General features: G+C 73.1%; 21 protein-coding genes and 1 pseudogene. 10 read left to right on the forward strand and 12 right to left on the reverse strand.

Annotated elements, in window-relative coordinates:
• Window positions 1-341: 341 nt before the first annotated feature.
• The 4 genes from OHS33_RS12810 to OHS33_RS12825 all read left to right on the forward strand — a co-directional run bounded on the left by OHS33_RS12810 (window position 342) and on the right by OHS33_RS12825 (window position 5,422).
• Window positions 342-1,214: an isocitrate lyase/PEP mutase family protein gene (locus tag OHS33_RS12810; protein WP_330330526.1), complete on the forward strand. Its 873-nt coding sequence runs from the start codon at window positions 342-344 to the stop codon at window positions 1,212-1,214.
• A complete protein-coding gene (locus OHS33_RS12815; RefSeq protein ID WP_330330527.1) occupies window positions 1,214-2,512 on the forward strand; it encodes a hypothetical protein in 1,299 nt (432 codons plus the stop codon). Before OHS33_RS12810 ends, OHS33_RS12815 begins: the two co-directional genes overlap by 1 nt.
• A 64-nt stretch (window positions 2,513-2,576) precedes the next feature.
• On the forward strand, window positions 2,577-3,908 hold the full coding sequence (locus tag OHS33_RS12820; RefSeq protein WP_330330528.1) for a saccharopine dehydrogenase C-terminal domain-containing protein: 1,332 nt from the start codon (window positions 2,577-2,579) through the stop codon (window positions 3,906-3,908).
• Window positions 3,905-5,422 carry a condensation domain-containing protein gene (locus tag OHS33_RS12825; RefSeq protein ID WP_330330529.1) on the forward strand — a complete coding sequence of 506 codons (1,518 nt, stop codon included), beginning with the start codon at window positions 3,905-3,907 and terminating at the stop codon, window positions 5,420-5,422. The genes OHS33_RS12820 and OHS33_RS12825 overlap by 4 nt, the downstream gene beginning before the upstream one ends.
• Here OHS33_RS12825 and OHS33_RS12830 read toward each other — a convergent pair.
• Together OHS33_RS12830 and OHS33_RS12835 are read right to left on the reverse strand one after the other, a co-directional pair.
• Window positions 5,401-6,006: pseudogene (locus OHS33_RS12830) on the reverse strand (response regulator); the annotation flags it as partial. The gene OHS33_RS12825 and the pseudogene OHS33_RS12830 sit on opposite strands and share 22 nt — an antisense overlap.
• A 277-nt stretch (window positions 6,007-6,283) precedes the next feature.
• Entirely contained in the window at window positions 6,284-7,246 is a 963-nt protein-coding gene (locus tag OHS33_RS12835; RefSeq protein ID WP_330330530.1) for a sensor histidine kinase, read from the reverse strand.
• Between the two features lie 183 nt (window positions 7,247-7,429).
• Here OHS33_RS12835 and OHS33_RS12840 point away from each other — a divergent pair, with 183 nt between their 5' ends.
• The 6 genes from OHS33_RS12840 to OHS33_RS12865 all read left to right on the forward strand — a co-directional run bounded on the left by OHS33_RS12840 (window position 7,430) and on the right by OHS33_RS12865 (window position 14,521).
• Complete coding sequence (locus OHS33_RS12840) at window positions 7,430-7,936, forward strand: hypothetical protein (RefSeq protein ID WP_330330531.1); 507 nt, start codon at window positions 7,430-7,432, stop codon at window positions 7,934-7,936.
• Window positions 7,937-8,019: 83 nt separating this feature from the next.
• Window positions 8,020-8,721: a 4'-phosphopantetheinyl transferase family protein gene (locus OHS33_RS12845; protein WP_330330532.1), complete on the forward strand. Its 702-nt coding sequence runs from the start codon at window positions 8,020-8,022 to the stop codon at window positions 8,719-8,721.
• Between the two features lie 556 nt (window positions 8,722-9,277).
• On the forward strand, window positions 9,278-10,606 hold the full coding sequence (locus tag OHS33_RS12850) for a S8 family peptidase (protein WP_330330533.1): 1,329 nt from the start codon (window positions 9,278-9,280) through the stop codon (window positions 10,604-10,606).
• 216 nt (window positions 10,607-10,822) lie between these two features.
• Window positions 10,823-12,118 carry a hypothetical protein gene (locus OHS33_RS12855; protein WP_330330534.1) on the forward strand — a complete coding sequence of 432 codons (1,296 nt, stop codon included), beginning with the start codon at window positions 10,823-10,825 and terminating at the stop codon, window positions 12,116-12,118.
• A 92-nt stretch (window positions 12,119-12,210) separates the two neighbouring features.
• Entirely contained in the window at window positions 12,211-13,245 is a 1,035-nt protein-coding gene (locus OHS33_RS12860; protein WP_330330535.1) for a WxL protein peptidoglycan domain-containing protein, read from the forward strand.
• Window positions 13,246-13,306: 61 nt separating this feature from the next.
• On the forward strand, window positions 13,307-14,521 hold the full coding sequence (locus tag OHS33_RS12865; protein ID WP_330330536.1) for a hypothetical protein: 1,215 nt from the start codon (window positions 13,307-13,309) through the stop codon (window positions 14,519-14,521).
• A gap of 5 nt (window positions 14,522-14,526) precedes the next feature.
• On the opposite strand, the gene OHS33_RS12870 is transcribed toward OHS33_RS12865, so the two are convergent.
• From OHS33_RS12870 to iolC, 10 genes are all read right to left on the reverse strand, one after another.
• Window positions 14,527-15,039: a DUF6879 family protein gene (locus tag OHS33_RS12870; protein WP_330330537.1), complete on the reverse strand. Its 513-nt coding sequence runs from the start codon at window positions 15,037-15,039 to the stop codon at window positions 14,527-14,529.
• Between the two features lie 71 nt (window positions 15,040-15,110).
• Complete coding sequence (locus OHS33_RS12875) at window positions 15,111-15,575, reverse strand: hypothetical protein (RefSeq protein ID WP_330330538.1); 465 nt, start codon at window positions 15,573-15,575, stop codon at window positions 15,111-15,113.
• 70 nt (window positions 15,576-15,645) lie between these two features.
• Window positions 15,646-16,086, reverse strand: a complete 441-nt coding sequence (locus tag OHS33_RS12880; protein WP_330330539.1) for a hypothetical protein — start codon at window positions 16,084-16,086, stop codon at window positions 15,646-15,648.
• The gene (locus OHS33_RS12885) at window positions 16,083-16,328 is read right to left on the reverse strand and encodes a hypothetical protein (protein WP_330330540.1); all 246 of its coding nucleotides are present in this window, start codon (window positions 16,326-16,328) and stop codon (window positions 16,083-16,085) included. The genes OHS33_RS12880 and OHS33_RS12885 overlap by 4 nt, the downstream gene beginning before the upstream one ends.
• 278 nt (window positions 16,329-16,606) lie before the next feature.
• A complete protein-coding gene (locus OHS33_RS12890; RefSeq protein ID WP_330335028.1) occupies window positions 16,607-17,437 on the reverse strand; it encodes a helix-turn-helix domain-containing protein in 831 nt (276 codons plus the stop codon).
• The gene (locus tag OHS33_RS12895) at window positions 17,434-17,952 is read right to left on the reverse strand and encodes a DUF6879 family protein (protein ID WP_330330541.1); all 519 of its coding nucleotides are present in this window, start codon (window positions 17,950-17,952) and stop codon (window positions 17,434-17,436) included. Before OHS33_RS12895 ends, OHS33_RS12890 begins: the two co-directional genes overlap by 4 nt.
• Window positions 17,953-18,175: 223 nt before the next feature.
• Window positions 18,176-19,675 (reverse strand): CoA-acylating methylmalonate-semialdehyde dehydrogenase, encoded by a 1,500-nt coding sequence (locus tag OHS33_RS12900; protein ID WP_330330542.1) that lies wholly within the window; start codon window positions 19,673-19,675, stop codon window positions 18,176-18,178.
• An 11-nt stretch (window positions 19,676-19,686) separates the two neighbouring features.
• Window positions 19,687-21,582, reverse strand: a complete 1,896-nt coding sequence (gene iolD, locus OHS33_RS12905; protein ID WP_330330543.1) for a 3D-(3,5/4)-trihydroxycyclohexane-1,2-dione acylhydrolase (decyclizing) — start codon at window positions 21,580-21,582, stop codon at window positions 19,687-19,689.
• On the reverse strand, window positions 21,579-22,556 hold the full coding sequence (gene iolB / locus OHS33_RS12910; protein ID WP_330330544.1) for a 5-deoxy-glucuronate isomerase: 978 nt from the start codon (window positions 22,554-22,556) through the stop codon (window positions 21,579-21,581). Before iolB ends, iolD begins: the two co-directional genes overlap by 4 nt.
• A 14-nt stretch (window positions 22,557-22,570) precedes the next feature.
• Entirely contained in the window at window positions 22,571-23,506 is a 936-nt protein-coding gene (gene iolC / locus OHS33_RS12915; RefSeq protein WP_443065438.1) for a 5-dehydro-2-deoxygluconokinase, read from the reverse strand.
• Window positions 23,507-23,572: the final 66 nt, after the last annotated feature.

Below are 23,572 nucleotides of genomic sequence, written 5' to 3' on the forward strand. Positions count from 1 at the left end.
GGGCATCCCCGCATAAGCACGCCCCGTCCTTTCGAAAGGCTCATCCCGATGTCGGCTCTTGTTTCCCGCCAGGCCCGCTCCCACACGGCGTTTCGCCTGTCCCGCACGGCCGGCGCCGTCTCTTTGGCGATAGCGTCCACCCTGGCCGCCGGTCTCCTCGCCGTGTGCTCGGCGAGCGCGACGGCCGCGCCGCGCTCCACGGACGACCCGCACATCCTGGCCGACGTTGGCTGGAATTCGATGACCCCTCAGTCAACTCAGTCAACTCCGTCAGCTCTCTGAGCGTCGGCCACGGGACCGTCCCCGCCCCGCAGACCTCCGCGCCCTGAAGGACACCCGCCGTGAACCAGCTCGCCCCCGCCGACCAGCTCGCCCGCGCCCTCGCCTTCCGCCGGCTCCACGAGGAGCCGCGCCCCTTCGTCGTCCCCAACCCGTGGGACGCGGGCACCGCCCGCCTGCTGAGCGGACTCGGCTTCGCCGCGCTCGCCACCACCGGCGCGGGACTGGCCTACGGCCTCGGGCTGCCCGACGGCACCAACCGGGTCGCCCGGCAGGACGTCCTGGCGAACGCCGCGGTGATCGTCTCCGCGACGCACCTGCCGGTCTCCGCCGACCTGGAGAGCGGCTTCGGCGAGACGCCCGGCGAGGTCGCCGAGACCATCCGGCTCGCCGCCGCGGCAGGCCTGGTCGGCGGCTCGATCGAGGACTCGACGGGCCGCGCCGAGGATCCCGTGCGCCCGCTGGACGAGGCGGTGGAGCGGGTGGCCGCGGCCGTCGCCGCCGCCCGCGCGCTCGGCTTCCCCTTCACCGTGACCGCCCGCGCCGAGAACTTCTTCCAGGGCCGGCCCGACCTCGCGGACACCATCCGGCGCCTGCGGGCGTACGAGGCCGCCGGCGCCGACGTGCTGTACGCGCCCGGGCTCCCGGACGCCGAGTCCGTGCGCGCGGTGTGCGCCGCCGTGGACCGCCCGGTGAACGTCCTGATGGGATCGCCCGCCCTGGCGCTGTCCGTGGCGGACCTCGGGGACCTCGGCGTCCGCCGGATCAGCGTCGGCTCCGCGCTGTCGCGGGCCGCGCTCGGCGCGGTGGTCCGGGCCGCCGAGGAGATCCGTACGCACGGCACCTTCGGCTTCGGCGCCGAGGCGCTGCCCTATCCCGAAGTCAACGCACTGATGGCGGCGGCCGCACCGGCCGCCGGGAGGACCGAGGACTGATGGACACGCACACGGCCGCCGGGGACGGGGCCTCGGCGGTCCTCGCCGCCGGACCCGCCGCCGTGTTCCGGCGGCTGCTCGACGACGAGGACCTCGGCGCCGCGGAGACCCGCGACGACGCCGGCCCCGCCGGCCCGCACGGGACGCGGCGCGCGACGACGGCGCTCGTGGCGCGCCGGGTCCTGGACGCCTTCCTGTCCGCGCCCACCGAGGCGTACGACGCGGGCCGGGACGCGGGACACGGCTCGGGCGCGGGCTCCGCCGACGACGCCCCGTCCGGCCCCGCCGCCGACCCCGGGGCGATCGCCGACCGCGTCCGGGCCGCCCGCGGCGCCCTGGCACCGCTCCTCGCCGCCCTGTGCGAGCGGAGCCCCGGGACCCGGCGCCTCGTCCTGCGCCAGCGGTCCCCCCTTCTGCTGCCCGGCGGCGCGCGACGGCGCCACCGGGCCCTCATCGGGCACGGCGTGCACCTGCCCGTGCCCGGCGCACCGGAGTTCGCCCGGCGCTCCCAGGCACGCCCGCTGACCCTGCTGCACGCCGCCTTCCGCCTCGCGCTCACCCGGCTGCCCGGGCCGTTCCTGCCCGAGGTGGTGGGCGCGCACTACGCGATGACCGCCCTCGGCGCCGACGCGCTGCTGCTGGGCGCGGACGACCCCGGGGCCGAGGCTCGGGCCCGTACGGTCCTGGCCGACTACCTCGCGCTCACCGAGCACGCGCCGACCGGCGCGCGGGACCGGCAGCGGCTGGGCGCGGCCGTCGCGCTGGTGCTGCGGCTGGAGCGGGAGCACGCCGAGCTGCTCGGCGAACTGGCCGACTGGCACGAGGCCCTGGATCCGGACGCCCGGGTCGCCCGGATCCTGCTCCGGCACACGCCGTACCCGACGGAACCGGGTCCCGCGGGTCCGGAACGCACCCCGCGCCCCGGCCGGCTGGACGTGACGCGGCTGCCCGAGTGGCTCGACGACGAGAACCGCGAACTGGCCGACTTCACCGAGGCGTTCCGCCGCTCCCTGAGCACCCGGCCCGCTCCCGAGGCCGTGACGGACTTCGGCGGGCCGCTGTTCGGGCTCCTCGACGAGGACGAGGCGGCGCTCTTCGCCCGGTGGGGCGAGTCCGTCGTGGCCGGCGGCCCGGCCACGCTCGCCTTCCACCCGAACTCAACGGGTGACGCGGCGGCGTTGGTGTGGGCGCGCCGCCTCGCCAACGTCGAGCGGTTCCCGCACCTGCGCTCCGCCCCCGGCCCCGCCCCGGAACCGGACACCGGTCAGGCGGCGGGCCTGATCTCGCGCTGCCGCTGACCCGCCCGCGCCGCCCCGCATCCCCATCCACCTCCACCGGCTCGCCAGAACAGGGAGTACGCCCGTGTCCATTGACCTGATGACGGCACCCGCCGCCCGCACCCACACCCACGCCCATACCCGCACGCACGCGCCCGTCCCACCCTCGCTCACGCTGCCCCGGCCCCGGCGCGCCCCGGTGGCCGCGCCGACCAGCGGCACCGTCCACTGGATCGGCACGGGTCTGTCCACCGGCCGCAGCGGCCTGGAGCTGCTGTGCGCGCACGCGGAACGCGTCGTGGTGTGGGACCGTACGGCGCTGCGCGGCGAGGACCGGCTGGCCGCCCTCGGCCTGGACTCGTACGACGAGATCGAGGTCAGGGCCCTGACGGACGGCGCTCTGGAGGCCGAGGTCGGCCGCGGGGACATCGTCGTCTCGATGCTCCCGCCCGCCGAGCACCCCTGGCTGCTGCGCCTGGCCCTGGAGAGCGGGGCCCACTTCGCCTGCCCGACCCCGCTGGTGGGCGCATCGGCGCAGCTGGACACCCTGCTCGGGCGGGCCGCCGCGGCGGGCCTCGTGGTGCTGACGGAGGCGGGGCTGGAGCCCGGCATCGACCACATGATGGCCCGTCTGCTGGTGGCGCGGGCGCGCCTGGCCGTCGGGGACAGCGCCGAGTCCGTCGACTTCACCTCGTACTGCGGTGGCATCCCGGCCGTCCCGAACGCCTTCCGGCACCGCTTCAGCTGGGCCCCGTACGACGTGCTCGCGGCCCTCGGCTCCCCCACCCGGCACATCAGCGAGGGAGGCGAGTTCACCGCCATGCGCCCGTGGGAGGTCACCCGCCCGCACCGGCTGGCCGGTGAGGACTTCGAGGTCTACCCCAACCACGACAGCGTGCCCTTCGTGGCGCGCTACGGCGTCCCCGCCGACTGGCGGATGCGCACCTTCATCCGCGGCACCCTGCGCCGCGCGGGCTGGCGCGAGGCGTGGGAGCCGGTCTTCCGCGTGGTGCGCACGGGCGACAAGCGCCAGATGCTGGAGCTGGCCCGGGAACTGGCGGTGCGCCACCCCGCGACCGAGGCCGACCGCGACCGCGTGCTGCTCTCGGTCACGCTGGACGCGCGGACCGCGGACGGCAGGCGCTGGTACGGCTCCTACCGGATGGACCTGACCGGCGAGGAGACCGAGAGCGCGATGGCGCGGGCGGTGTCCCTGCCGATCGCCTACGGGGTCACCCGGCTGCTGACCGGATCGCTGCTCCCCGGGGTCAACCGGGCGGCGGAGACCGTCGAGGAGGCCGCGCGCTGGCTGACCTTCCTGGACTTCAACGGGCTGCGCAGCACCTTCACCGACGTCCTTCCCGACGCGGCCCCCCGCAGCGCCCAGGAGGCCGCGGCCGGCCCCGGGCCGCGATGAGTTACCGGGAGGTCCTGCGCGAGATCGAGCACCGCGGCCTGTCGGTGGAGCTGTTCGGACCGGACCTGTGGGTACAGGGCGACCGGACGTGCATGGACCCGGAGTTCGTGGCGCGGCTCAGGGCCGCCAAACCCGACCTGATCCACCATCTGCGACAAGTGGAACTGCACGGTCCGGGTTTCCCGCTGACCCCCCTCCAGCACGCCCGGCTGCGCACCGGTGACCCCGGCGCCGCGGGCGGACACGTCTACCACGAGATCGAGGGCTGCTGGGACGTCGACCGGCTCCAGGAAGCGCTGGCCGCCGTCGTCGACGCGCACAGCGGCCTGCGGTCGCGGTTCTCCGCCACCGGCCGCCAGATCACCGAGATCCGCGGCTGCCGGACGCGGATCTCCCGCCTCGACCTGCGCGCGCACGGCACCCGGGAACAGACCAGGATCCGGGGCGAGCTGCGCGAGGAGCGGGTGCACCGCACGCTGCCCGTGGACCGGGCGCCGCTGCTCGCCGTCGAGGTGACCGTCCTCGCCGACGACCGGATGGTGCTGCACGTCAGCCACGACGGCCTGGTGATGGACGGGGCCAGCATGTTCCTGTTCTTCCGGGCCTGGTGGCAGGAGTACGCGCAGCACGGGCGCACCCGGACCGCCCCGCCCGAGGAACTGCTGTACGAGGAGTACGTGGCCGCCCTGGAGGAGGCGTGCGAGCGGGCTCCGGCGCGCCGGGCCCGGGAGTACTGGCTGGCCAGGATCGACGGGCTCGCCCCCGCCCCCCGGCTGCCGCTGCGCGCCGGTCCGCTGCCGGCCGGTCCGCCGCGGTTCTCGCAGCGCCGGGCCCGCCTCGACCGGGAGGCGTGGGCCGCGCTGAAGGAACGGGCCGCCGACGCGGGGCTGACCGTGACCGTGGTGCTGCTCGCGGCGTACGCGCAGACCCTGGCCCGGTGGGGCGCCGGGGCCCGGTTCACGCTGGGCGCCACCGTCCCCCACCGGCCGCCGGTCCACCCCCGGATCCGCCATGCCATCGGCCAGTACTCGGACCTGCTCCTGGTCGAGGCCGAGGTGGACCGGAGCCTGACCTTCGCCGAACGGGCCCGGCTGCTGCACGCGCGGCTGCGCGAGGACCTGGCGCACCGGGACCACTCCGGCGTCCTGGTCCTGCGGGAACTGGCCCGCCGGGCCGGAGCCCCGGCGGCCCTGATGCCGTACGCCTTCTGCAGCGCGGTCGAACAGGACGGCGGCGCGGACGGTTCGGCCCTGGAACTCTTCGGACCGGAGGTCCACACGGTCAGCCAGAGCCCGCAGACCTGGCTGACCGCCTTCGCGATGGAGCAGCACGGCGCGCTCGTCGTCCAGCTCGACGGGATCGACGCGCTGTTCCCGGAGGGCCTGCTCGACGCCCTGGCCCTCGGCTACCAGGCGCTGCTGCGGGAACTCACCGACCGCCTCGCGTGGCAGCGGACCTTGTTGTCGGAGTTGCCGGACCCGGGTCTGCCAGGTCACGGCACCAGGCCCAGCTGATGCGCCGGCAGGGCCGCTTGGACCCGGCTCGTGCTGCCGGTCTTCTCCAGGATCGAGCCGACGTGCGTCTTGACCGTGCCGATGCCGATCCCGAGCCGCCGCGCGACGGCCAGGTTGGCCAGGCCCGCCCCGAGCAGGGTCAGCACCTCGCGCTCGCGCTCGGTCAGCGCGGCGATCCGGGCGTCGGGGGCGGCGGGCAGGGGACGGCGGGCGGGCCGCGCGCCACCGCCCTCCAGCATCCGCCGGATGACCGTGCCGGTGACCCCGGGCGAGAGCACGGCGTCACCGGCCGCGGCCGACCGTACGGCGCTGATCAGTTCGTCGGGGCCCTCGTCCTTGAGCAGGAAACCGGTGGCTCCCTCGGCCGGCGCGCGCAGCACGTTGTCGTCGTCGCCGAAGGCGGTGAGCACGACCACCTGCGGCCGGGGTTCCAGGGCGGTCAGCGGGGCGATCGCGGCGAGCCCGTCCAGGACGGGCATCCGGATGTCGATGAGGACCACGTCCGGGTGGTGCAGGGCGGCGAGTTCGACGGCCGCGGCGCCGTCGGCGGCCTCGGCGACCACCTCGATGCCCCCCGCGTGCCGCGCCTAGGGCGTGTTTTAAAAGTCCCGCCTGGCCCGCGACGCCTGGCACCGCGCCTCGCTGCGTTGTCGGAACGCCCGATTACGTCCAGTAGGCGGGCGATCCTCCGCCTTGCGATGCACGGCACCAGACGCCGCGGGCCGCGCCCTCCGGGCGCCCGGCGCTACTTTTAAAACACGCCCTAGCCCCCGCCGGGGCCGAGGTGGCGCAGCAAGTTCAGCCTGCCCGGCGTTTGAGGGCCCGCCGGAGGCGCAACCGGGCTCTGCCCGGACCCGCGCCTCAAACGCCGGCGAGGCTGAGGGTGGCCCGGTCGGCAGCGACGCCCGCGATCCGCGCGGCGAAGCCGTCGGCGGCGGCGCCCGCTCCCGGCGTCCCTCCCGTACGCGCTCCCGCCCCGTCCCTGCCCATGCCCGGGGCCCCGGTACGGGCCCCCGCGCCCGGGCCGGTCCGCGCGGGCCGCGCTGCCCCGGCCTCCGGCGCGTCGGCCCCTGGCGCGGGCACCCGTACCAGGGGGGTGGGGGCCACGGCTCCGGCGCCGTTGACCACGCTCACCTCGACCACGTCCGCGGTGTGCGCGACGGCCACCTCCACGGCGACCCCGCCCGCCCGCGACTCGGCGACCAGTGCCTCGATGTCGGCCCGGGTGCCGGTGGCATCGGTCAGCGCGTCCGTGCCGGTGTCCCGGGCCAGCGGCCCGAGCACCCCGAGCACCTCGCGCAGTTCCCGCATGGCGTCCCGGGTGGTCTGCCGGATCTGCGCGGCGCTGTCCCGCAGGTCCTGCGGCTGGCCGCGCAGCGCCATCTCCAGCCCGCCGGTGTGCAGGGAGATCAGGCTGAGCCGGTGTCCGACCAGGTCGTGCATCTCGGCGGCGATCCGGGACCGTTCGTGGGTGCGCGCCTCGCTGTCCGCGAGCCGCCGGGCCTCCTCGGCGGCGGCGGTCCGCTCCCGCAGCGCGGCGGCCCGCCGTCCGCTCCCCGCCAACTGCCGTGTCACCGTGTACGCGGTCACCGCCGCCAGCGGCGCGAAGGCGGACATCGTGCCGAGCAGGGCGCCCATGAGGACGAGGGCGGCCTCGGGGAAGCGGCGGCGCACGACGAAGACCGCGAGCGCGGCCAGGGTCAGCAGGACCTTCGCGTTCAGCGGGAGCGAGCCGCCGATCCGGACGAGGGCCGCGTACGCCGCAAGAATGAGGATCCCGCCGCCCACCGCCTCGGCCGCGGCGCGGGCCATGGTGCGCCCCATAAAAGACATATCCCCGATTATCCGAGGCCGCGGGGGTCCGCCGCGTACACCTCACGGGGGAGCGGGCCCTCTGTCCAAAGGGGGAGCAGGGTCCTGGGCCGGTTCCGGCATCAGACTTGCGGAGAATACGGGTTCGTCCGCAGGGCGGACCCGTACGGGGGTTCCGGCGGTAACACTGGAGACATGAAGCGTCCCTTCGTCATCGCCCTCGCCACCGTGGGAGTCATCGCCACCGCCGCCGTCGCCCTGCCGAACCTGCCTCCGAACCCGCTGACCGACACCGTCAACGCCCGGCTCTTCAACAACGAGGAGAAGACGTTCGCCACCGCGGCGGACGCGCCGAAGCAGGGCGACCCCGCCTTCGTCCTGCCCGACTGGATCCCGCAGGACGCCAAGAAGGTCAAGGTCAAGGCCCACACGACGGGCGACGCGAAGCTGATCCGCTTCACCCTCGGCCGGACCCCGCTGGCCGGACCCCAGTGCGCGGGCGCCCCGGCGCAGCCCGGTACCCCGAAGCTGGGCGCGAAGTGGTGGCCGAAGGGCACGGAGCACGGAGTGCGCCCGGAGTGCCGGGGCGGGTACCAGGTCGTGGTGCGCGGGGAGAAGGTCTACGCCTGGACCAACGGCGCGGTCGCTCCCACCGCGGTCCCGGCCGGCACGACGATGGCGGACGCGACCCCGACGCGCTGACGCTCCGACCGGGCCCGGGGACCCCCTGCCCGGAACCCCGGCCGCCTGTCTGACCGTCCCCGGACTCGACTACCCTCGGTCAGGTGATCGAGTACGTGAACCAACTCGGCGGAGCCGCCCCGCGGATCGGCGCGCTGCCCCAGGGCAACGCCGTGTCCCTGTGGGCCCTGGACACCACGCTGGACGTGGTCGGCGGCCACCGCGTCGCCGAGGCGCTGTCGCTGCTGGACGCGGCCGAGCGCGACCAGGCGGGCCGCCGCCGCCAGCAGGCCGACCGGCACCGCTATCTGGCGTCGCACGTCGGGCTGCGGGTGCTGCTCGGCGGCTACCTGGGCCTGGCCCCCGAACGGGTCTCGCTGGTCCGTGAGACCTGCCCCTGCTGCGGCGGCCCGCACGGCCGTCCCGCCGTCGCCGGAGGCCCGCTCCACTTCTCGCTCTCGCACAGCGGCGACCTGGCGTACTTCGCCGTCGCCCGGGTTCCGGTCGGGGTCGACGTGGAGGCGATACCGAGCCCCGAGGCGGTGGTCGACGTGCTGAACACCCTGCACCCCGACGAGACCGCCGAGCTGAACGCCCTGCCCGTGACGGGACGGCCCCTGGCGCTGTCCCGGGTGTGGTGCCGCAAGGAGGCCTTCCTGAAGGCCACCGGCACGGGCCTGGCCCTCGGCCTGGCCGAACCGTACGTCGGCACCTTGCCCGGCCCCGCCCCGGTCCCGGGCTGGACCCTGACCGACCTCCCGGCCCCCCGCGGCTACGCGGCCGCACTGGCGGTACAGGAGGCCTGAAACCAGCCTCACCGGCGGTACGGGAGGACCCGGCAGGCCGAAACCAGCCTCGCCGACGATTGAGGCGCCGCCGGAGGCACACCAGCCCACGCTGGTGCCACGGGCTGAAACCAGCCTCGCCGACGGTACGGGAGAGCCCGGCAGGCTGAACCAGCCTCGCCGGCGTTTGAGGCGCCGCCGGAGGCACACCAGCCCGGACTGGTGCCGCGGGCCGAAACCAGCCTCGCCGACGGTACGGGAAGGCCCGGCGGGCTGAACCAGCCCCGCCGGCGTTTGAGGCGCCGCCGGAGGCACACCAGCCCGGGCAGCCGCCGCGGCCGCGATGACGCCGAACCCGGCCCCGCCGAGCGCCTCTTCGACGGCCCCGCCCGGCCCAGGCGGCGGGCCCGCGGCGGGACCCCGTCCCCGGACGGCCCGTCCCCGGACGGCCCGGCCCGGCCCCGTACAGGCGCCCCGTTCACGCACCACCCGTCCGCACCCCCCTTCGGCGGCGTGTCGTGCGCCCACTCGGCGCACCCTCCGCGCGCACCCGCCCCGCCTCACCGAGCATCGCCGCATGACCGCAATCACCGCGCTGCTCCCCGCCGCCGCCCTCCTGACGGCGACCGCCCTGCCCCTGCACACCGGCGCGAGCAGCGGCCACGACACCGCCACCGCCCCCTACGTCGTCATCCTCAAGGACACCTCCGCGCGCGCCCCCGCCCGGGCCCTGGCCGCCGAGGCCGCGCGGGCGGGCGACACCGTGGGCCGGGTGTACGACACCGCCCTGAGCGGTTTCGCCGTACGCACCACCGCGGCCCGCGCCGCCGAACTCGCCGCCGATCCACGGGTGGTGTCCGTCGAGCCCGACGCCCTCGTGCACACCACCGCCGGGCCCGGCGAGAACGGCACGCCCGGCACGCCCGGCACGCCCGGAGCACCCGGCACGCAGACCCCGGCCCCCTGGCAGCTGGACCGCCTCGACCAGCGCGCGCTCCCCCTCGACGGGGTGTACGCGTACCCAGGGACCGGCGCGGGCGTGACGGCGTACGTCCTCGACACCGGGATCAACACCGCCCACACGGAGTTCGGCGGCCGCGCCGTCTTCGGGGTCAACGAGACCACCGAGGCCGCCCAGGACCTCAACGGTCACGGCAGTCACGTGGCGGCGAGCCTGGGCGGCGCCACCTACGGGGTCGCCAAGGGGGTCGGCCTGATCGCGGTCAAGGTGGCCGACCGGCAGGGCAACGGGAGCGTCTCCGACATCATCGCGGGCATCGACTGGATGGTCGGCCACGCCCTCAAGGCCCGGAAGGCGGGCGGGCCGCCCGCCGTCGCCAACATGAGCATGGGCGGCGGCTACAGCTTCGGCATGAACCGGGCCGTCGCCCGGGCCGTCGCGTCCGGCATCACCTTCACCGCCGCGGCGGGCAACGACGACACCAGCGCCTGCCGCTCCTCCCCCGGCAGCACCCCCACCGCCCTGACGGTCGGCGCGACCGACGCCAATGACCGGCGGGCCTTCTTCTCCAATTACGGCCGCTGCGTGGACCTCTTCGCCCCCGGACTGGGCGTCACCTCGGCCTGGAAGGGTTCCCCGGACGCCGTCCGGACCCTCTCGGGCACCTCCATGTCCGCCCCGCACGTCGCCGGGGCGGCGGCCCTCGTCCTGGCCGCCGGGACGGCGAAGACCCCGGCCGAGGTGGCGCGGGTGCTCCTCGCGGGCGCCGCCGTCAACAAGATCACGAACCTGCCCGCGGGAACCCCGAACCTCCTCCTCCAGACCCCGGCCGCGCCCGCCGCGCCGGTGACCCCGCCGGTGGTCGCGCCGGTGGTCCCGCCGGTGACCCCGCCCGTGGCGGCGCCGGTGACCCCGCCCGTCCAGCCCGTCCAGCCTGCCCCGTAGGACCGTACGGCGCACCCCTCCACCCCACCCGCCCCACCCCGAACCACCCGCTCTCCGCCCTGCCCTGATGGGACATCAATGTCTGAGTGCTTCGGGCGAAAGCAAGCCATTGACTTCTCATCACCGCGACGCGTCAATATCGGCCACCGCACCGGCTCGGCCTCTCCCCCACAGCGGGTGGGGGGAGGGTTCGTTTGACGAAGGAGTCGCGACCCAGTGAGTACGACAACGTTCCGACGAAGAGTTCTGGCCGGGGCGGGCGCCCTTTCCCTGGCCCTGGCGGGTGGCGTGGTGGGCCTGGCGGGTACGGCTCAGGCAGCGGCCAAGACCACCCCGGTCGCCATGAACTGCGTCGCCCCCGCGCCGCAGCCCGGCGCCAACGGCAACCAGGACTTCACGATCACGCTCCCGGACGGCGCCAAGGCCGGGCAGTCCGTGCCGATCACCATCGACCCGGGCGCGACCCCGGTGATCCCGATGTTCACGATCGACACGGTCAACACCATCAAGGCCAAGCTGTTCGTGGGCGGGGTCGCCCAGACCGTCACCAGCCCGGCCGTACCCAGCCACCAGGAGGCCAACAAGAAGGCCGACCCGCCGGCGTTCAGCGGGAACATCACCATCCCGGACGGCACCGAGGGGACCACCGTCCAGATCGCCATCGACCAGGTGATCACGGACGCCGACCTCAGCGGCACGGTCTACACCACGACCTGTACGCCCGCCCCGCGCCCCAGCGGATCGGTCGGCTCGGTCGCCGTGGAAGCCCTGCCCAAGGACCCCGTCACCACGAAGGTGACGCCCAACAGCGGCAAGGCGGGCACCGCCGTCGTCGCCACCGGCGCCAACTTCCCCGCGGGCGCGGTGACCTGCTCCGCCCTCCTCGGCGGCGCGGCGACCGGTGACACGGGTACCGGCACGGCCGACGCGTCGGGCGTCGCCAGCTGCAACATCACGGTCACCAAGAAGGCCGACGCGATCAAGATCGACGGTTCGGTCGCCCCGTACAAGTCCTTCGTGTACCTGGAGGACCAGCCGGGCGTGAAGAACCCGGTCGACGTCGAGGTGCTCCCCGGCCCGCTGGCCCTGGGTCCGAAGGACGGCCAGCCCGCCGTCAGCTTCGGCTCCGTCACCATCAACGGCAAGGCCCAGTCGGTGGTCGGCATGTTCAACGCCGCGACCGTCCAGGACTTCCGCGGCGGCACCCTCGGCTGGGACGTGACGGCGACCCGTACGCCGTTCCTGAACCAGACCACCGGCCACTCGATGGCCAAGGCCCAGATCGGCATCCAGCCGACCTGCACCGTGACCAACGCGGACAGCCCGAGCACGTGCTCCGCCGGAACCCCCGGCGCGATCACGGACACCCCGATGAAGGTGGCCTCCCAGGCGGCCGGCGGGGACGCGCTGACCGGTGGTGAGTTCGCCGTCGGCGGCGCCGGGATGATCCAGCTCCCGCCGTTCATGTTCGCCGACACCTACCAGTCGGTCGTGACCTTCTCGATCGCCTGACCCAGCCCGGCACCGGGTGGTGCGGCGCTCCGGCGCCGCACCACCCTTCCCCGTTTCCGTCCCCCGTTTCCGTCCTGTCTGGAGACCAGCCCATGCGCCGCACCCGCACCTCCTTGTACGGCCTGCTCGTCGGTCTCCTCCTGCCACTCGCTGGGCTGTTCACTCCGGCCGGGACGGCGTACGCCGCCGAGAACGGCACCTGGGGCGTCTTCCCGACGCCCCCGGCGGGCGCGGCGATGACCGACCGGGCGTACTTCTTCCACCAGGGCGCGGCCGGGTCCAGCGTCAGCGACAGCGTGACGATCCTCAACTCCTCCGCCAAGGACCTCACCTTCCAGGTCTTCGCCACCGACGCCATGAACACCCCGTCCGGCGGCGCCTTCGCGCTGCTGCCCGCAGAGACAAAGCCCAAGGACGTCGGCACCTGGCTGAAACTCCCCCCGGACACGGCCACCGTCACCGTCCCCGCCAAGGGCCGCAAGGACATCCCCTTCACCGTGAAGGTCCCCGAGGACGCGACGCCGGGCGACCACGTCGGCGGGATCGTCGCGCTCAACACCGAGGTGGAGGGCATCCAGCAGGAGGGCAAGGTCCAGGTCGGGGTGAAGCGTTCGGTCGGCGCCCGGCTCTACTTCCGGGTGCCGGGGCCGCTCACGCCCGGTCTCAGCGTCGAGGACGTACGCGTCCACCGGGACGCCCCGCTGCTGCCGTGGGTGCACCAGGCCCCCGCCACGATCACGTACACGCTGGTCAACCGGGGGAACGTGGTGATCGAGCCGAAGGTCGCGGTGAGCGCCGAGGGCCTCTTCGGGCGGGACGTGCTCAGCCGCCCGGCGCGTGACCAGAAGCTGACCCTGCTGCCGGGCCAGCGCGTCACGATGACCGAACAGTGGGCGGATTCCCCGCAGTTGGACTGGGTCACCGTCCAGGTCAAGGCCGTGGCGACGGCGTACCCGGACCTGAATCCCACCGGCGGGGCGGAGTTCATCGCCGTGCCGTGGCCCGCCGCGGGCACGCTGTTCGTCCTGCTGGGGGCCGGGATCGCGGCCTGGGTACTGCGCCGCCGCGGGCGCCGCCCGGACTCAGAAGTTCCGGAACGAGCCGGGGACTTGGCTGAAACGCGCTGATCATGAAGGGTGTCCCCAGGTGGCGGCGCTCGCCCGCCACCGCTACGGGGAGGCATTTTCCATGGACCGACAGCAGCCCGACGACGCTCCCCCGGCCCTCGCTCCTCCGGCCCTCGCTCCTCCGGCCCTCTCCGGCCCGGCCCTGCTGACCCTGATCGAACGCACCCTGAGCACGGGCACGGCCGCCCACCTCCCCGGCCCCGGCTTCCTCCGCCTCACCCTCCCGCTCTTCGACGGCGGCCCGGGTGACGGGGACAGCATCCCCATCACCGTGGACGTGATCGCCGATCCCTCTCTCCCCCCGCGCGGGATCGTGTACCTGCTCCCGGGCGGCGGGCTGAACTTCGCCGCCTCCTTCCTCACCCCGGACGATCAGGGCCTCGCCCACCGGCTGCGCCGCCAGGGCCACGTGGTCGTCGGGGTCACCCCGCGCGAGGACGCGGCCCGGCCGGACGAGGTCAGCGCCGAGTGGGGGCTCGCCGCGCACCGCCGGGACCTGGCCCGGGTGGTGGCCGCGCTGGACTCCGTACTGGGCCTGCCGTACCAGTACGCCGGGCACTCGGCCGGAGCCGCCCTCGCCCTGGACGCCGCCGCCCACGACCCCTCGCCGCGGCTGCGGCGCGTCCTGGTCCTGGACACGACCGGGCCGCTGACCGGCGAGGACACCGCCCGGGCCGCCGCCACCCGGGACGCGTACGCCGCCCAGCTCGCGGCGGGCACCCACGCGGCCGACCCCGGGCTCACGGGGCTCGTCTCCCGGGCCGTGACGGACCCGGACGGCGCCTCCCCCGTCCCCTGGCCCCCGGACCCGGCGCTCCGCTTCACCCACGCGGGCCTGGCCCACTACGCCCTGATCCACACCGCCGCACTCCCCGGCCCGGCGAACTGGATCTACGCCCGCGGCCACGCCGCGGGCACCTACACCTTCGGCCCCACCCCGGCCGAGGACCGGTACACCCTGACCCACACCCCGCTCTCCGTATGGCACGAAGCCACGGCGGCCCTGGGCAGCGGCCTGATCCCCCTGGCCCTGATGCGCGACCTGAGCGCGATCTGGGCAGCCGGCGACGCGACCTACTCCATCCCCTGGCACCACATCCGCGCCGAAGTCCTCTGGCTCAACACCGAACACGGCCGCGGCGACCACCCCGAAGGCGCAACCCTCATCCGCGCCTCCGGCAACCCCCGAGTCACCTACCGCATCCTCCCGAACCACGGCCACGCGGACATCACCTGGAGCGAATCCGCGGCAAACGCCCTCGTGCCCCTCCTGTAACCACGTCACTTCACGTACTCCTCGAAGGACACCGACTCGGCGATGGCGATGCGTTGGTATGCGAGGAACGGAGCGGGGTCGCCTTCGTAGACCTCTCGGTTGATCTGACGCCCGTCCGGCTGGTAGTTCATCAGCACCACCTCGGAACGGTCGAACATCCAGAAGTCCTGGACTCCCTCAAGTGGGTTCGGCCGGTCGGTCACGTCGAGGATGCGGATCTGCTCACCGGCCAGCACGTGCGGCGCGTAGTACTGGGAGAACTCGAACCGCAAGTAGTCGGACAGCGGCCGGGTGAGGACGTGCACCCGGCCCTGCGGCCGGCCCTCCCCAGCCTGGAGCCGGAGCCGCTCCGTGTAGGCGTTCGAGACCGTCTGTGGGTCGATGCGCACCCCGGCCTTGAACGCCCGGAACTCCTCTTCCTCCTGCGGCATGAGGTACTGGGACAGCGTCTCCAGCCGCCACGCTTCGACCGTGAAGCGCTGGAACCTGGACCGCCAGGCCTCACCATCCAAGAGCACGGAACGCCTCCCGCAGCACTGCCTCGGGGATCTCGACGAGCCGGTCGGGGAAAGGTGTGCGTGGGGGCACGTCATGGTGAAACCCCCTTGTCGGACAGCCTGGTTGGGCTGGTGACGGCCTGGTAGGTCGAGGCGTACGCGGCCACCTGCTCCGGGGTCGCCTCCTCAACGGTCATGGCGCCCGTCCAGAGGTGGTCACGGTGGCAGTACCCGCCGAGGTCGGCCCGCTTGCCCCGCGCGAGCTTCCAGTCACCCCGGGGGAACTTCACCACCACGTCGCCACCGCAGGTGAACGAGCGGTTCGCCTGCGCCATGATCCATCGGGCGTGTTCGCTCTCGCCTTCCGAGGCCCGGCACATCGCCCTGGCCATCTCCCACAACCGTCCCCACTCGACACCAGGAGTCAGCGGCCCGACCACGGCGACTTCCCCCAGGTTCCGCTCATCAAGGGAGTGTGTGGCGTAACCGAAGACCGCACCGAACATACGGAAGACCGTGACCCTGCCGCGCCCGGACTGACTCTCATCAACTGGCATGCGCCATACCTCTGCTAGGGGTGAGTCCCGGACGCATTGGCCGCCTCCGGGGCTCATTCCGCGAGCTGGATCAGCAGCCGTCGCCGTCTCCGCAGCAGGCGGGCGGATTGCAGTTCTTCGCCGCGCCCCACAACCTGTCGTCCACGTGGAACCCCGCGGCCCTGACGCGGTCCACCACCGAGCCGATCAGTGGGCGGGTTCGGACGGTGGCCTTGGGCTCGTGCCCGAGGAAGAACCCGAACTGCTCCTGGCACCACGTGGCGTACGCCTGCGTGTGCAGCACGAACGAGTGCCAGCCGGGGTCGACGGCGTCGGACGGGGTCATGTCGAACGCGCGGGCATCTCCCATGACCTTGAGGAAGGCAAGGGCCTGGTCCACGATCCGGCGCGCAGTGGACAGTTCATGTCCGTACTCCTCCGCGCAGAACTCGGCCACCTTCTCGAACAGCTCGGGACTGACGAGGTCCCGCCCATGCCTCGGGACGGCCGGGATGTCGAGCATCGTCGTCATCGCTGCCGTTCCTCTCGGGCGGGACGGCGGTCGGCGCCCCTCACGACCTCGGCCAGCCGCTCCACCACCTCGGCCGGGAGCACCCCCACCTCCACGTACGCGAGGCCCTCGGAGTCGACCATGGACCGCACCCCGCTCCACGCCCCCTCGGGAACCCCGAGCACCCCCAAGGCGTCCCGCAGAGCCGCCACGGCGCCGTCGGCCCGCACATGCCCCTCCCGCCAGGCCCGCAAATCCCTCACGCGCCCACCCCCCGCCCACCAGGACACCGCTCGGCATGCCGGTACACGACGAAGGGCGCACCCGACGTCCGATCGACAACGCCCCGGCGAACGGCCTCCAGGTCCCCAATGACCCGGCGGCAGGCGGAACACTCACGCCCGGGCGCATAGGTCACGTACTCCCACGCACCCCAATCGCCCTCCGGGACTTCCACTTCCTTCACCCTCGCCATGCCACACCCCTTCGCCATCGTTTCGGTGCATCGACGGCCAATGGTGTCGGGGCGGGAGACGAGGTTCTAGCCGGTTTCCTGTTCGCGCAAAAACCCGTCTCGGATGGCTTCGATCAGGGCCCGCATATCGTCACCGGAAACCGCAGTCCGGCTGAATCCTTCGAACTTGGATACGTACAGGGCAACGTCCCTGGGGTCTGTCACCACAGTTTCCGCATGCACCGTTTCAACGGTTACCGTACGCTCGTCCTTGATCGAGAATGAGTGTCCTGGAAAATCCGCCTGTGCGGCGGACAGCGCAACGACAAGGATATCGACGCCGGGCAAGCGCGAGACGGAAATCAGCCGGTCCAACTGTCCCACCATTACCAGGGGTGGAACGATGCGCCACCGGAGGACGGGTTCCGTGATGATGAAGCGGAAATCCTTCCCTTCCGAGTACAGGACGCTTTGCCGCGCCAACCTTGCACCGATGGTGCGCTCCAGCTGCGCCTCCGTCAGGTTTCTTCGCGCGAAAACAGCCCTAACATATTCGGGAGTCTGGAGTAGTCCGGGAATGAGCGAGGGCTGAAACAGGCGCAGCAGCGTTGTCTGCGATTCCAGGGACTGAACCTGCTGCTGTTTGCGACTGTACCCAAGTCGTCGGATCAGCCGCCAGGCAGTTACTCCTGTGGCCGCCTCTCTGGCGACAGCCATGAACTCGGCCTTGACCTCGTCCGATACACCTATGGCTGTGAGGATGCAGTCGACGTCCATCACGCTTGCCGCTGTGTTGCCGGTTTCAATCTTGGACAGCTTGGATCGAGACATGGCAGCGCCACGGGCAACCGCTTTGGCCTCCAGTCCGGAGGTCTCCCGCAGTTTCCGCAGCGCCGACCCAAGGCTCGATTTATTCACTCGCCGTACTTCGCCCACCATTCAGAGAACGGCACGGCATGAGCCATTGCCACATCCCTGTACGTCAAGAACCGGGACAGCTGCTCCTCCCCGGGGAAATCCAAACCCAGGTATTTACCTTCCCCGTCGTAATTCATGGCTCCGACGGTCTGCTCATCGAAGAGCCAGAAGTCCAGGGCATCCGGAATCGGGTTCTCCTGGCTCGTGATGTCCAGGATGAAGAACTCTTCCCCCGCCTCTATGTTCCGGCGATACCCCCAGGAGAGTTCAAACCGAAGGTAATCGGTGAGCGGACGGGCGAGGACGTGGACACGGTAGATTCGCTTTCCTGACTGGACGGCGTTCCCGACCGTCGTCATCCATTCAGCCGTCTGGAATTTCTCGGGCTGCGGCTCACCGGCAAGGAAAGCTCGATAGGCGTCGACACCACCCGCCTTGCTGTAGTCGTCCAGGGTCTCCAGCCGGAAGGCTTCGCGGCTGAAGCCTTTGAGCCAATCCCCCAGCGTGTCGGGCACTCGCACTGGTCGCACGAGCCCACCTACCGCGTCAGTTCCGTAGCCACTGGTCCCCCTCGTCGTCGGGTGTCGTGTCTGATGTTCCCGGGCTCCACCCAGGAGGAACAAGGGGTTCGAGTTTCCGTTTCTGGAAACCGCCCCGGGCAGCAGGAACCCCCGGCCGGTGAGGGTTGGCCGGGGGTTGGGCTGCGGGTCCGGGGCGGGCCCGGGGGCCCGGGGTGGGTCAGTGGTTGCGGGGGAAGCCCAGGTCTACGCCCGAGGGGGCTTCGGAGGGGTCCGGCCAGCGGGTGGTGACGACCTTGCCGCGGGTGTAGAAGTGGATGCCGTCGTTGCCGTAGATGTGGTGGTCGCCGAAGAGCGAGTCCTTCCAGCCACCGAAGGAGTGGTAGCCGACCGGGACCGGGATCGGCACGTTGACGCCGACCATGCCGGCCTGGACCTCCAGCTGGAAGCGGCGGGCGGCGCCGCCGTCGCGGGTGAAGATCGCGGTGCCGTTGCCGAAGGGCGAGTCGTTGATGAGGGCGACGCCCTCCTCGTAGGTCTCCGTGCGCAGCACGCACAGGACCGGCCCGAAGATCTCGTCGCGGTAGGCGTCGGAGTCGGTCTTGACGTTGTCCAGGAGGGACAGGCCGATCCAGTGGCCGTTCTCGTTGCCCTCGACCGTGTAACCGGTGCCGTCGAGGATCACGTCCGCGCCCTGGGCGGCCGCGCCGGTGACGTACGAGGCGACCTTGTCGCGGTGGGCCGCGGTGATCAGCGGGCCCATCTCGGAGGTGGGGTCGTTGCCGGGGCCGATCTTGATCTTCTCGGCGCGCTCGCGGATCTTCTCGACCAGTTCGTCGGCGATGGCGCCGACCGCGACGACCGCGGAGATCGCCATGCAGCGCTCGCCGGCCGAGCCGTACGCCGCCGAGACCGCCGCGTCGGCGGCCGCGTCGAGGTCGGCGTCCGGGAGGACGAGCATGTGGTTCTTGGCGCCGCCGAGGGCCTGGACGCGCTTGCCGTTGGCGGAGGCGGTGGTGTGGATGTGGCGGGCGATCGGGGTGGAGCCGACGAAGGAGACCGCGGCGATGTCGGGGTGGGCCAGGAGGGCGTCCACCGCCACCTTGTCACCGTGGACGACGTTCAGCACGCCCGCCGGGAGACCCGCCTCGGTGGCCAGCTCGGCCAGCTTGTTGGCGGCCGAGGGGTCCTTCTCGCTCGGCTTGAGGATGAAGGTGTTGCCGCAGGCCACGGCCAGCGGGAACATCCACATCGGCACCATCGCCGGGAAGTTGAAGGGGGTGATGCCCGCGACGACGCCGATCGGCTGGCGGATCGAGGCGACGTCCACGCGGCTGGAGACGGACGTGGACAGCTCGCCCTTGAGCTGCACGGTGATCCCGCAGGCCAGCTCGACGATCTCCAGGCCGCGGGCGACCTCGCCCAGCGCGTCCGAGTGCACCTTGCCGTGCTCGGCGGTGATCAGCTCGGCGATCGCGTCGCGGTTGGCGTCGAGGAGGGCGCGGTAGGCGAACAGCACCTTGGTGCGGGCGGCCAGCGAGGACTGGCCCCAGGACAGGAACGCCTCCTTGGCGACCTGTACCGCCGCGTCGACCTCTTCGGCCGAGGCGAGGGCGACCTGCGTGGTGACTTCGCCGGTGGCGGGGTCGGTGACCGGGCCGTAGTTGCCCGACGCGCCCTCGACGGTCTTGCCACCGATCCAGTGGTTGACGGTCTTCATGCGTTGCTCCTTCACAGATGGCGACGTCGCTGCGCGGCTTGCCGGTCGTACGCTTCACGGGCCTGGGCCGCCGACGCACGGGTCGCGGTCTCGGCCACAGGAACATCCCACCACGCGGCCGCCGGGGGTGGGCCCGACACAGTGTCGGGCGTTCGGGTCTCCACGTAGACACATGTGGGACGGTCCGCATCCCGGGCCGCAGTCAGGGCTTCCCGCAGGTCACCGATGGTGCGGGCGCGGAACACGGCCATCCCGAGGGAGGCCGCGTTGGCCGCGAGGTCCACCGGGAGCGGCGCGCCGCCGTACCCGCCGTCCGGCTCCCGGAAGCGGTAGGCGGTGGCGAACCCCTCGCCGCCGACGGCCGCCGAGAGCCCGCCGATGGAGGCGTAGCCGTGGTTGTCGAGGATGACCAGGCGCAGCGGGACGCGCTCCTGAACGGCGGTGACGATCTCGGTCGGGTTCATCAGGTACGTCCCGTCGCCGACCAGCGCCCACACCCGGTCCCCGGGCGCGGCGAGGGCCACCCCGAGCGCGGCGGGGATCTCGTATCCCATGCAGGAGTAGCCGTACTCCACGTGGTACTGGTGCGGGGAGCGGGCCCGCCACAGCTTGTGCAGGTCACCGGGGAGCGATCCGGCCGCGTTGACGATGACGTCGTCCCCGGTGAGCAGGGTGTCGAGGACGCCGAGCACCTGCGCCTGGGTGGGTACGGCGCTCGCGTCGGGGGCGGCGTACGCACGGTCCACACGCGCCTCCCAGTCCGCCTTCGCGCGGGTGTAGCGCGCCGCGTGCTCCGGCGCGACCCGGTGGCCCGCGAGCGCCTCGCGCAGCTCGTCCAGGCTCTCGCGGGCATCGCCGACCAGGGGGAGGGCGGCGAGCTTGTGCGCGTCGTACGGGTCGAGGTTGAGCCCGACGAAACGCACGGCGGGATGCCGGAAGAGGGTCGCCGAAGCGGTGGTGAAGTCGGTCAGCCGGGTCCCGGCCGCGATCACCAGATCGGCCTCCCGGGCCAGCGCGGCGGCGGTGTCGGTGCCGGTGTGCCCGATCCCGCCGACCTCGGCGGGGTGGCCGTGGGGGAGGGCGCCCTTGCCCGCCTGGGTGGCGGCGACCGGGATGCCGGTGGCTTCCGCGAAGGCGGCCAGGGCGGTTTCGGCGCCGCTGTGGCGGATGCCGCCGCCCGCGATGAGCAGGGGGCGCGCGGAAGACCGTACCGCTTCGGCGGCCGCGGCCAGCTCGGCCCGGCCGGGCCGTGGACGGCGTACGGACCACACGCGCTCGGCGAAGAACTCCTCGGGCCAGTCCCACGCCTGCGCCTGCACGTCCTGCGGCAGCGCGAGGGTGACGGCGCCGGTGGCCACCGGGTCGGTGAGCACCCGCATCGCCTGGAGCGCGGCCGGGACCAGTGCCTCGGGGCGGGTGATCCGGTCGAAGTAGCGGGACACGGGACGCAGGGTGTCGTTGACGGACACGTCCCCCGCCCAGGGCACTTCGAGCTGCTGGAGCACCGGATCGGCGGGCCGGGTGGCGAACGTGTCGCCGGGGAGCAGGAGGACCGGGATCCGGTTGATGGTGGCGAGGGCCGCCCCGGTGACGAGGTTGGTCGCGCCGGGGCCGATCGAGGTGGTGACGGCGTGCGCGGAGAGCCGGCCGCTGCGCCGGGCGTAGCCGACGGCGGCGTGCACCATCGCCTGTTCGTTGCGGCCCTGGAGGAAGGGCATCGCCTCCGGTCCGCTCTCCAGCAGCGCCTGCCCGATCCCGGCGACATTGCCGTGCCCGAAGATCCCCCAGGTCGCGGCGATCAGGCGGGCTCGGCGGCCGTCGCGCTCGGTGTACTGGCGGGCGAGGAAGGCCACGAGGGCCTGCGCGACGGTGAGGTGACGGGTGGTGAGGTGAGGGGTGTCGCTCACCGGGCGTCCTCCGATCGGTGCGGTGAGTCCGTCCGGTGTGGTGAGTCCGATCGGTGCGGTGAGTCCGTGGTGAAGGGCAGCCGGGGGTCGACGGCCTGGCCGGGCCAGGTGTCCCGGATCCACCCGTGGTCGGGGTGGTCCCGGATGAGCCATTCCCGGGTCTCCCCCGGTCCCGCCATCACATTGAGGTAGTACATGTCATGGCCGGGCGCGGCGATGGACGGCCCGTGCCAGCCGTCCGGGATCAGCACCGCGTCACCGGTCCGCACCTCGGTGAGGATGTCGGTCTTCCCGGCCGGGGACGGGCTGACACGCTGGTAGCCGAGGCCGGGGGTGTCCCCGTGCGGGGCGATCTCGTAGTAGTAGATCTCCTCCAGCTCGGACTCCGCGCCGGGGTGGTGCTCGTCGTGCTTGTGCGGCGGGTAGGAGGACCAGTTCCCGCCGGGGGTGAGCACCTCGACGGCGATCAGCCGGTCGCAGTCGAAGACCCCGGCGGCGGCGAAGTTGTTGACCTGCCGGGAGCAGCTGCCCGCGCCGCGCAGCTCGACGGGCACCCGCTCGGCGGGGCCGTAGCGCGCGGTCAGCCGACGGCCGGGAGCGGTACGGGCCCCCGCGAGCGCGAAGCGGCCGCCGCCGGGCGAGGTGATCGCGGCGCCGCCGCCGCGCGGCAGGTAGGCGAAGTCGGTGACGGCCGCGAACACATCGGCGCGGCCGCGCAGTTCGAAGACCTGCGGCGGGTCGGCCAAAGCTCCCGGCTCGTCCGGGGCTTCCCGGTCGTCCGGGGCCTCCGGGGCTTCCCGGTCGTCCGGGGCCTCCGGGGCTACCCGGTCGTCCTGGGCCTCCGGGGCGGCGCCCCGGCTGTGCACCGCGCACGCCCCCGCCAGCGGCAGCACGATCCACTCGTACTCCCCGCACTCCAGCCGGTGGGTCTCCCCCGGCGCGAGCTCCAGCACGCGCAGCTCCGTACGCGCCATCCCCCACGTCCCGGTCACCGCCACGACGCCAGCACCTCCTCCACCTCGTCGGCCTCCGGCATCGCCGTGGAACACGCCAGCCGGGACGCCACGATGGCCCCCGCCGCGTTCGCGAACCGCACCACCCGCTCCAGCTCCCAGCCGCCGAGCAGCCCGTGGCACAGCGCTCCCCCGAACGCGTCCCCGGCGCCCAGCCCGTTGACCACCTCCACCTTCACCGGTGGCGCCTGCACCGCGCGGCCGTCGCGGTGGACGGCCAGTACCCCCTCGGGGCCCCGTTTGACCACCGCCAGTTCCACTCCGGCGGCCAGCAGCGCCCGGGCCGCCGCCCACGGCTCGCTCTCGCCGGTGGCGATCGCGCACTCCTCGGCGTTGCCGACGGCGACGGTCGCGTGGGCGAGGGCCCGCGCGTACCAGTCCCGCGGCTCGTCCCGCTCCTCCGGCTTCGCGGACCACAGCATCGGCCGCCAGTCCAGGTCGAAGACGGTGATCCCGGACTTCGCCCGGGCCTCCAGCGCGGCCAGGGTCGCGGTCCGGCTCGGTTCCTCGCTCAGGCCGGTGCCGGTCATCCAGAACACCCGGGCGGCGCGCACCGCTTCGAGGTCGAGTTCCTCCGGGTGGATCTCCAGGTCGGGTGCCTTGGGCTGCCGGTAGAAGTAGAGGGGGAAGTGGTCGGGCGGGAAGATCTCGCAGAAGGTCACGGGGGTCGGGTAGGCGGCGACCTCGGTGACCCAGCGGTCGTCCACGCCGAATCCGCGCAGCTCGCGCCGCAGGTACGCGCCGAAGGGATCCGCCCCGGTCCGGGTGATCACGGCGGTGCGCCGCCCGAGCCGGGCGGCGGCGACCGCGACATTGGTCGGCGAGCCGCCGAGGAACTTGCCGAAGGTGTCGGCCTCGGCCAGCGGTACACCGGTTCTCAGGGGGTAGAGATCCACCCCGATCCGGCCCATCGTGATCACATCGAACGGCTCGGTGGTCACGTCGAACGGGTCGGTGGTCACAAGCGGTCGTCCTCC

It is taken from the genome of Streptomyces sp. NBC_00536 (genome assembly GCF_036346295.1).
Lineage (GTDB): Bacteria > Actinomycetota > Actinomycetes > Streptomycetales > Streptomycetaceae > Streptomyces.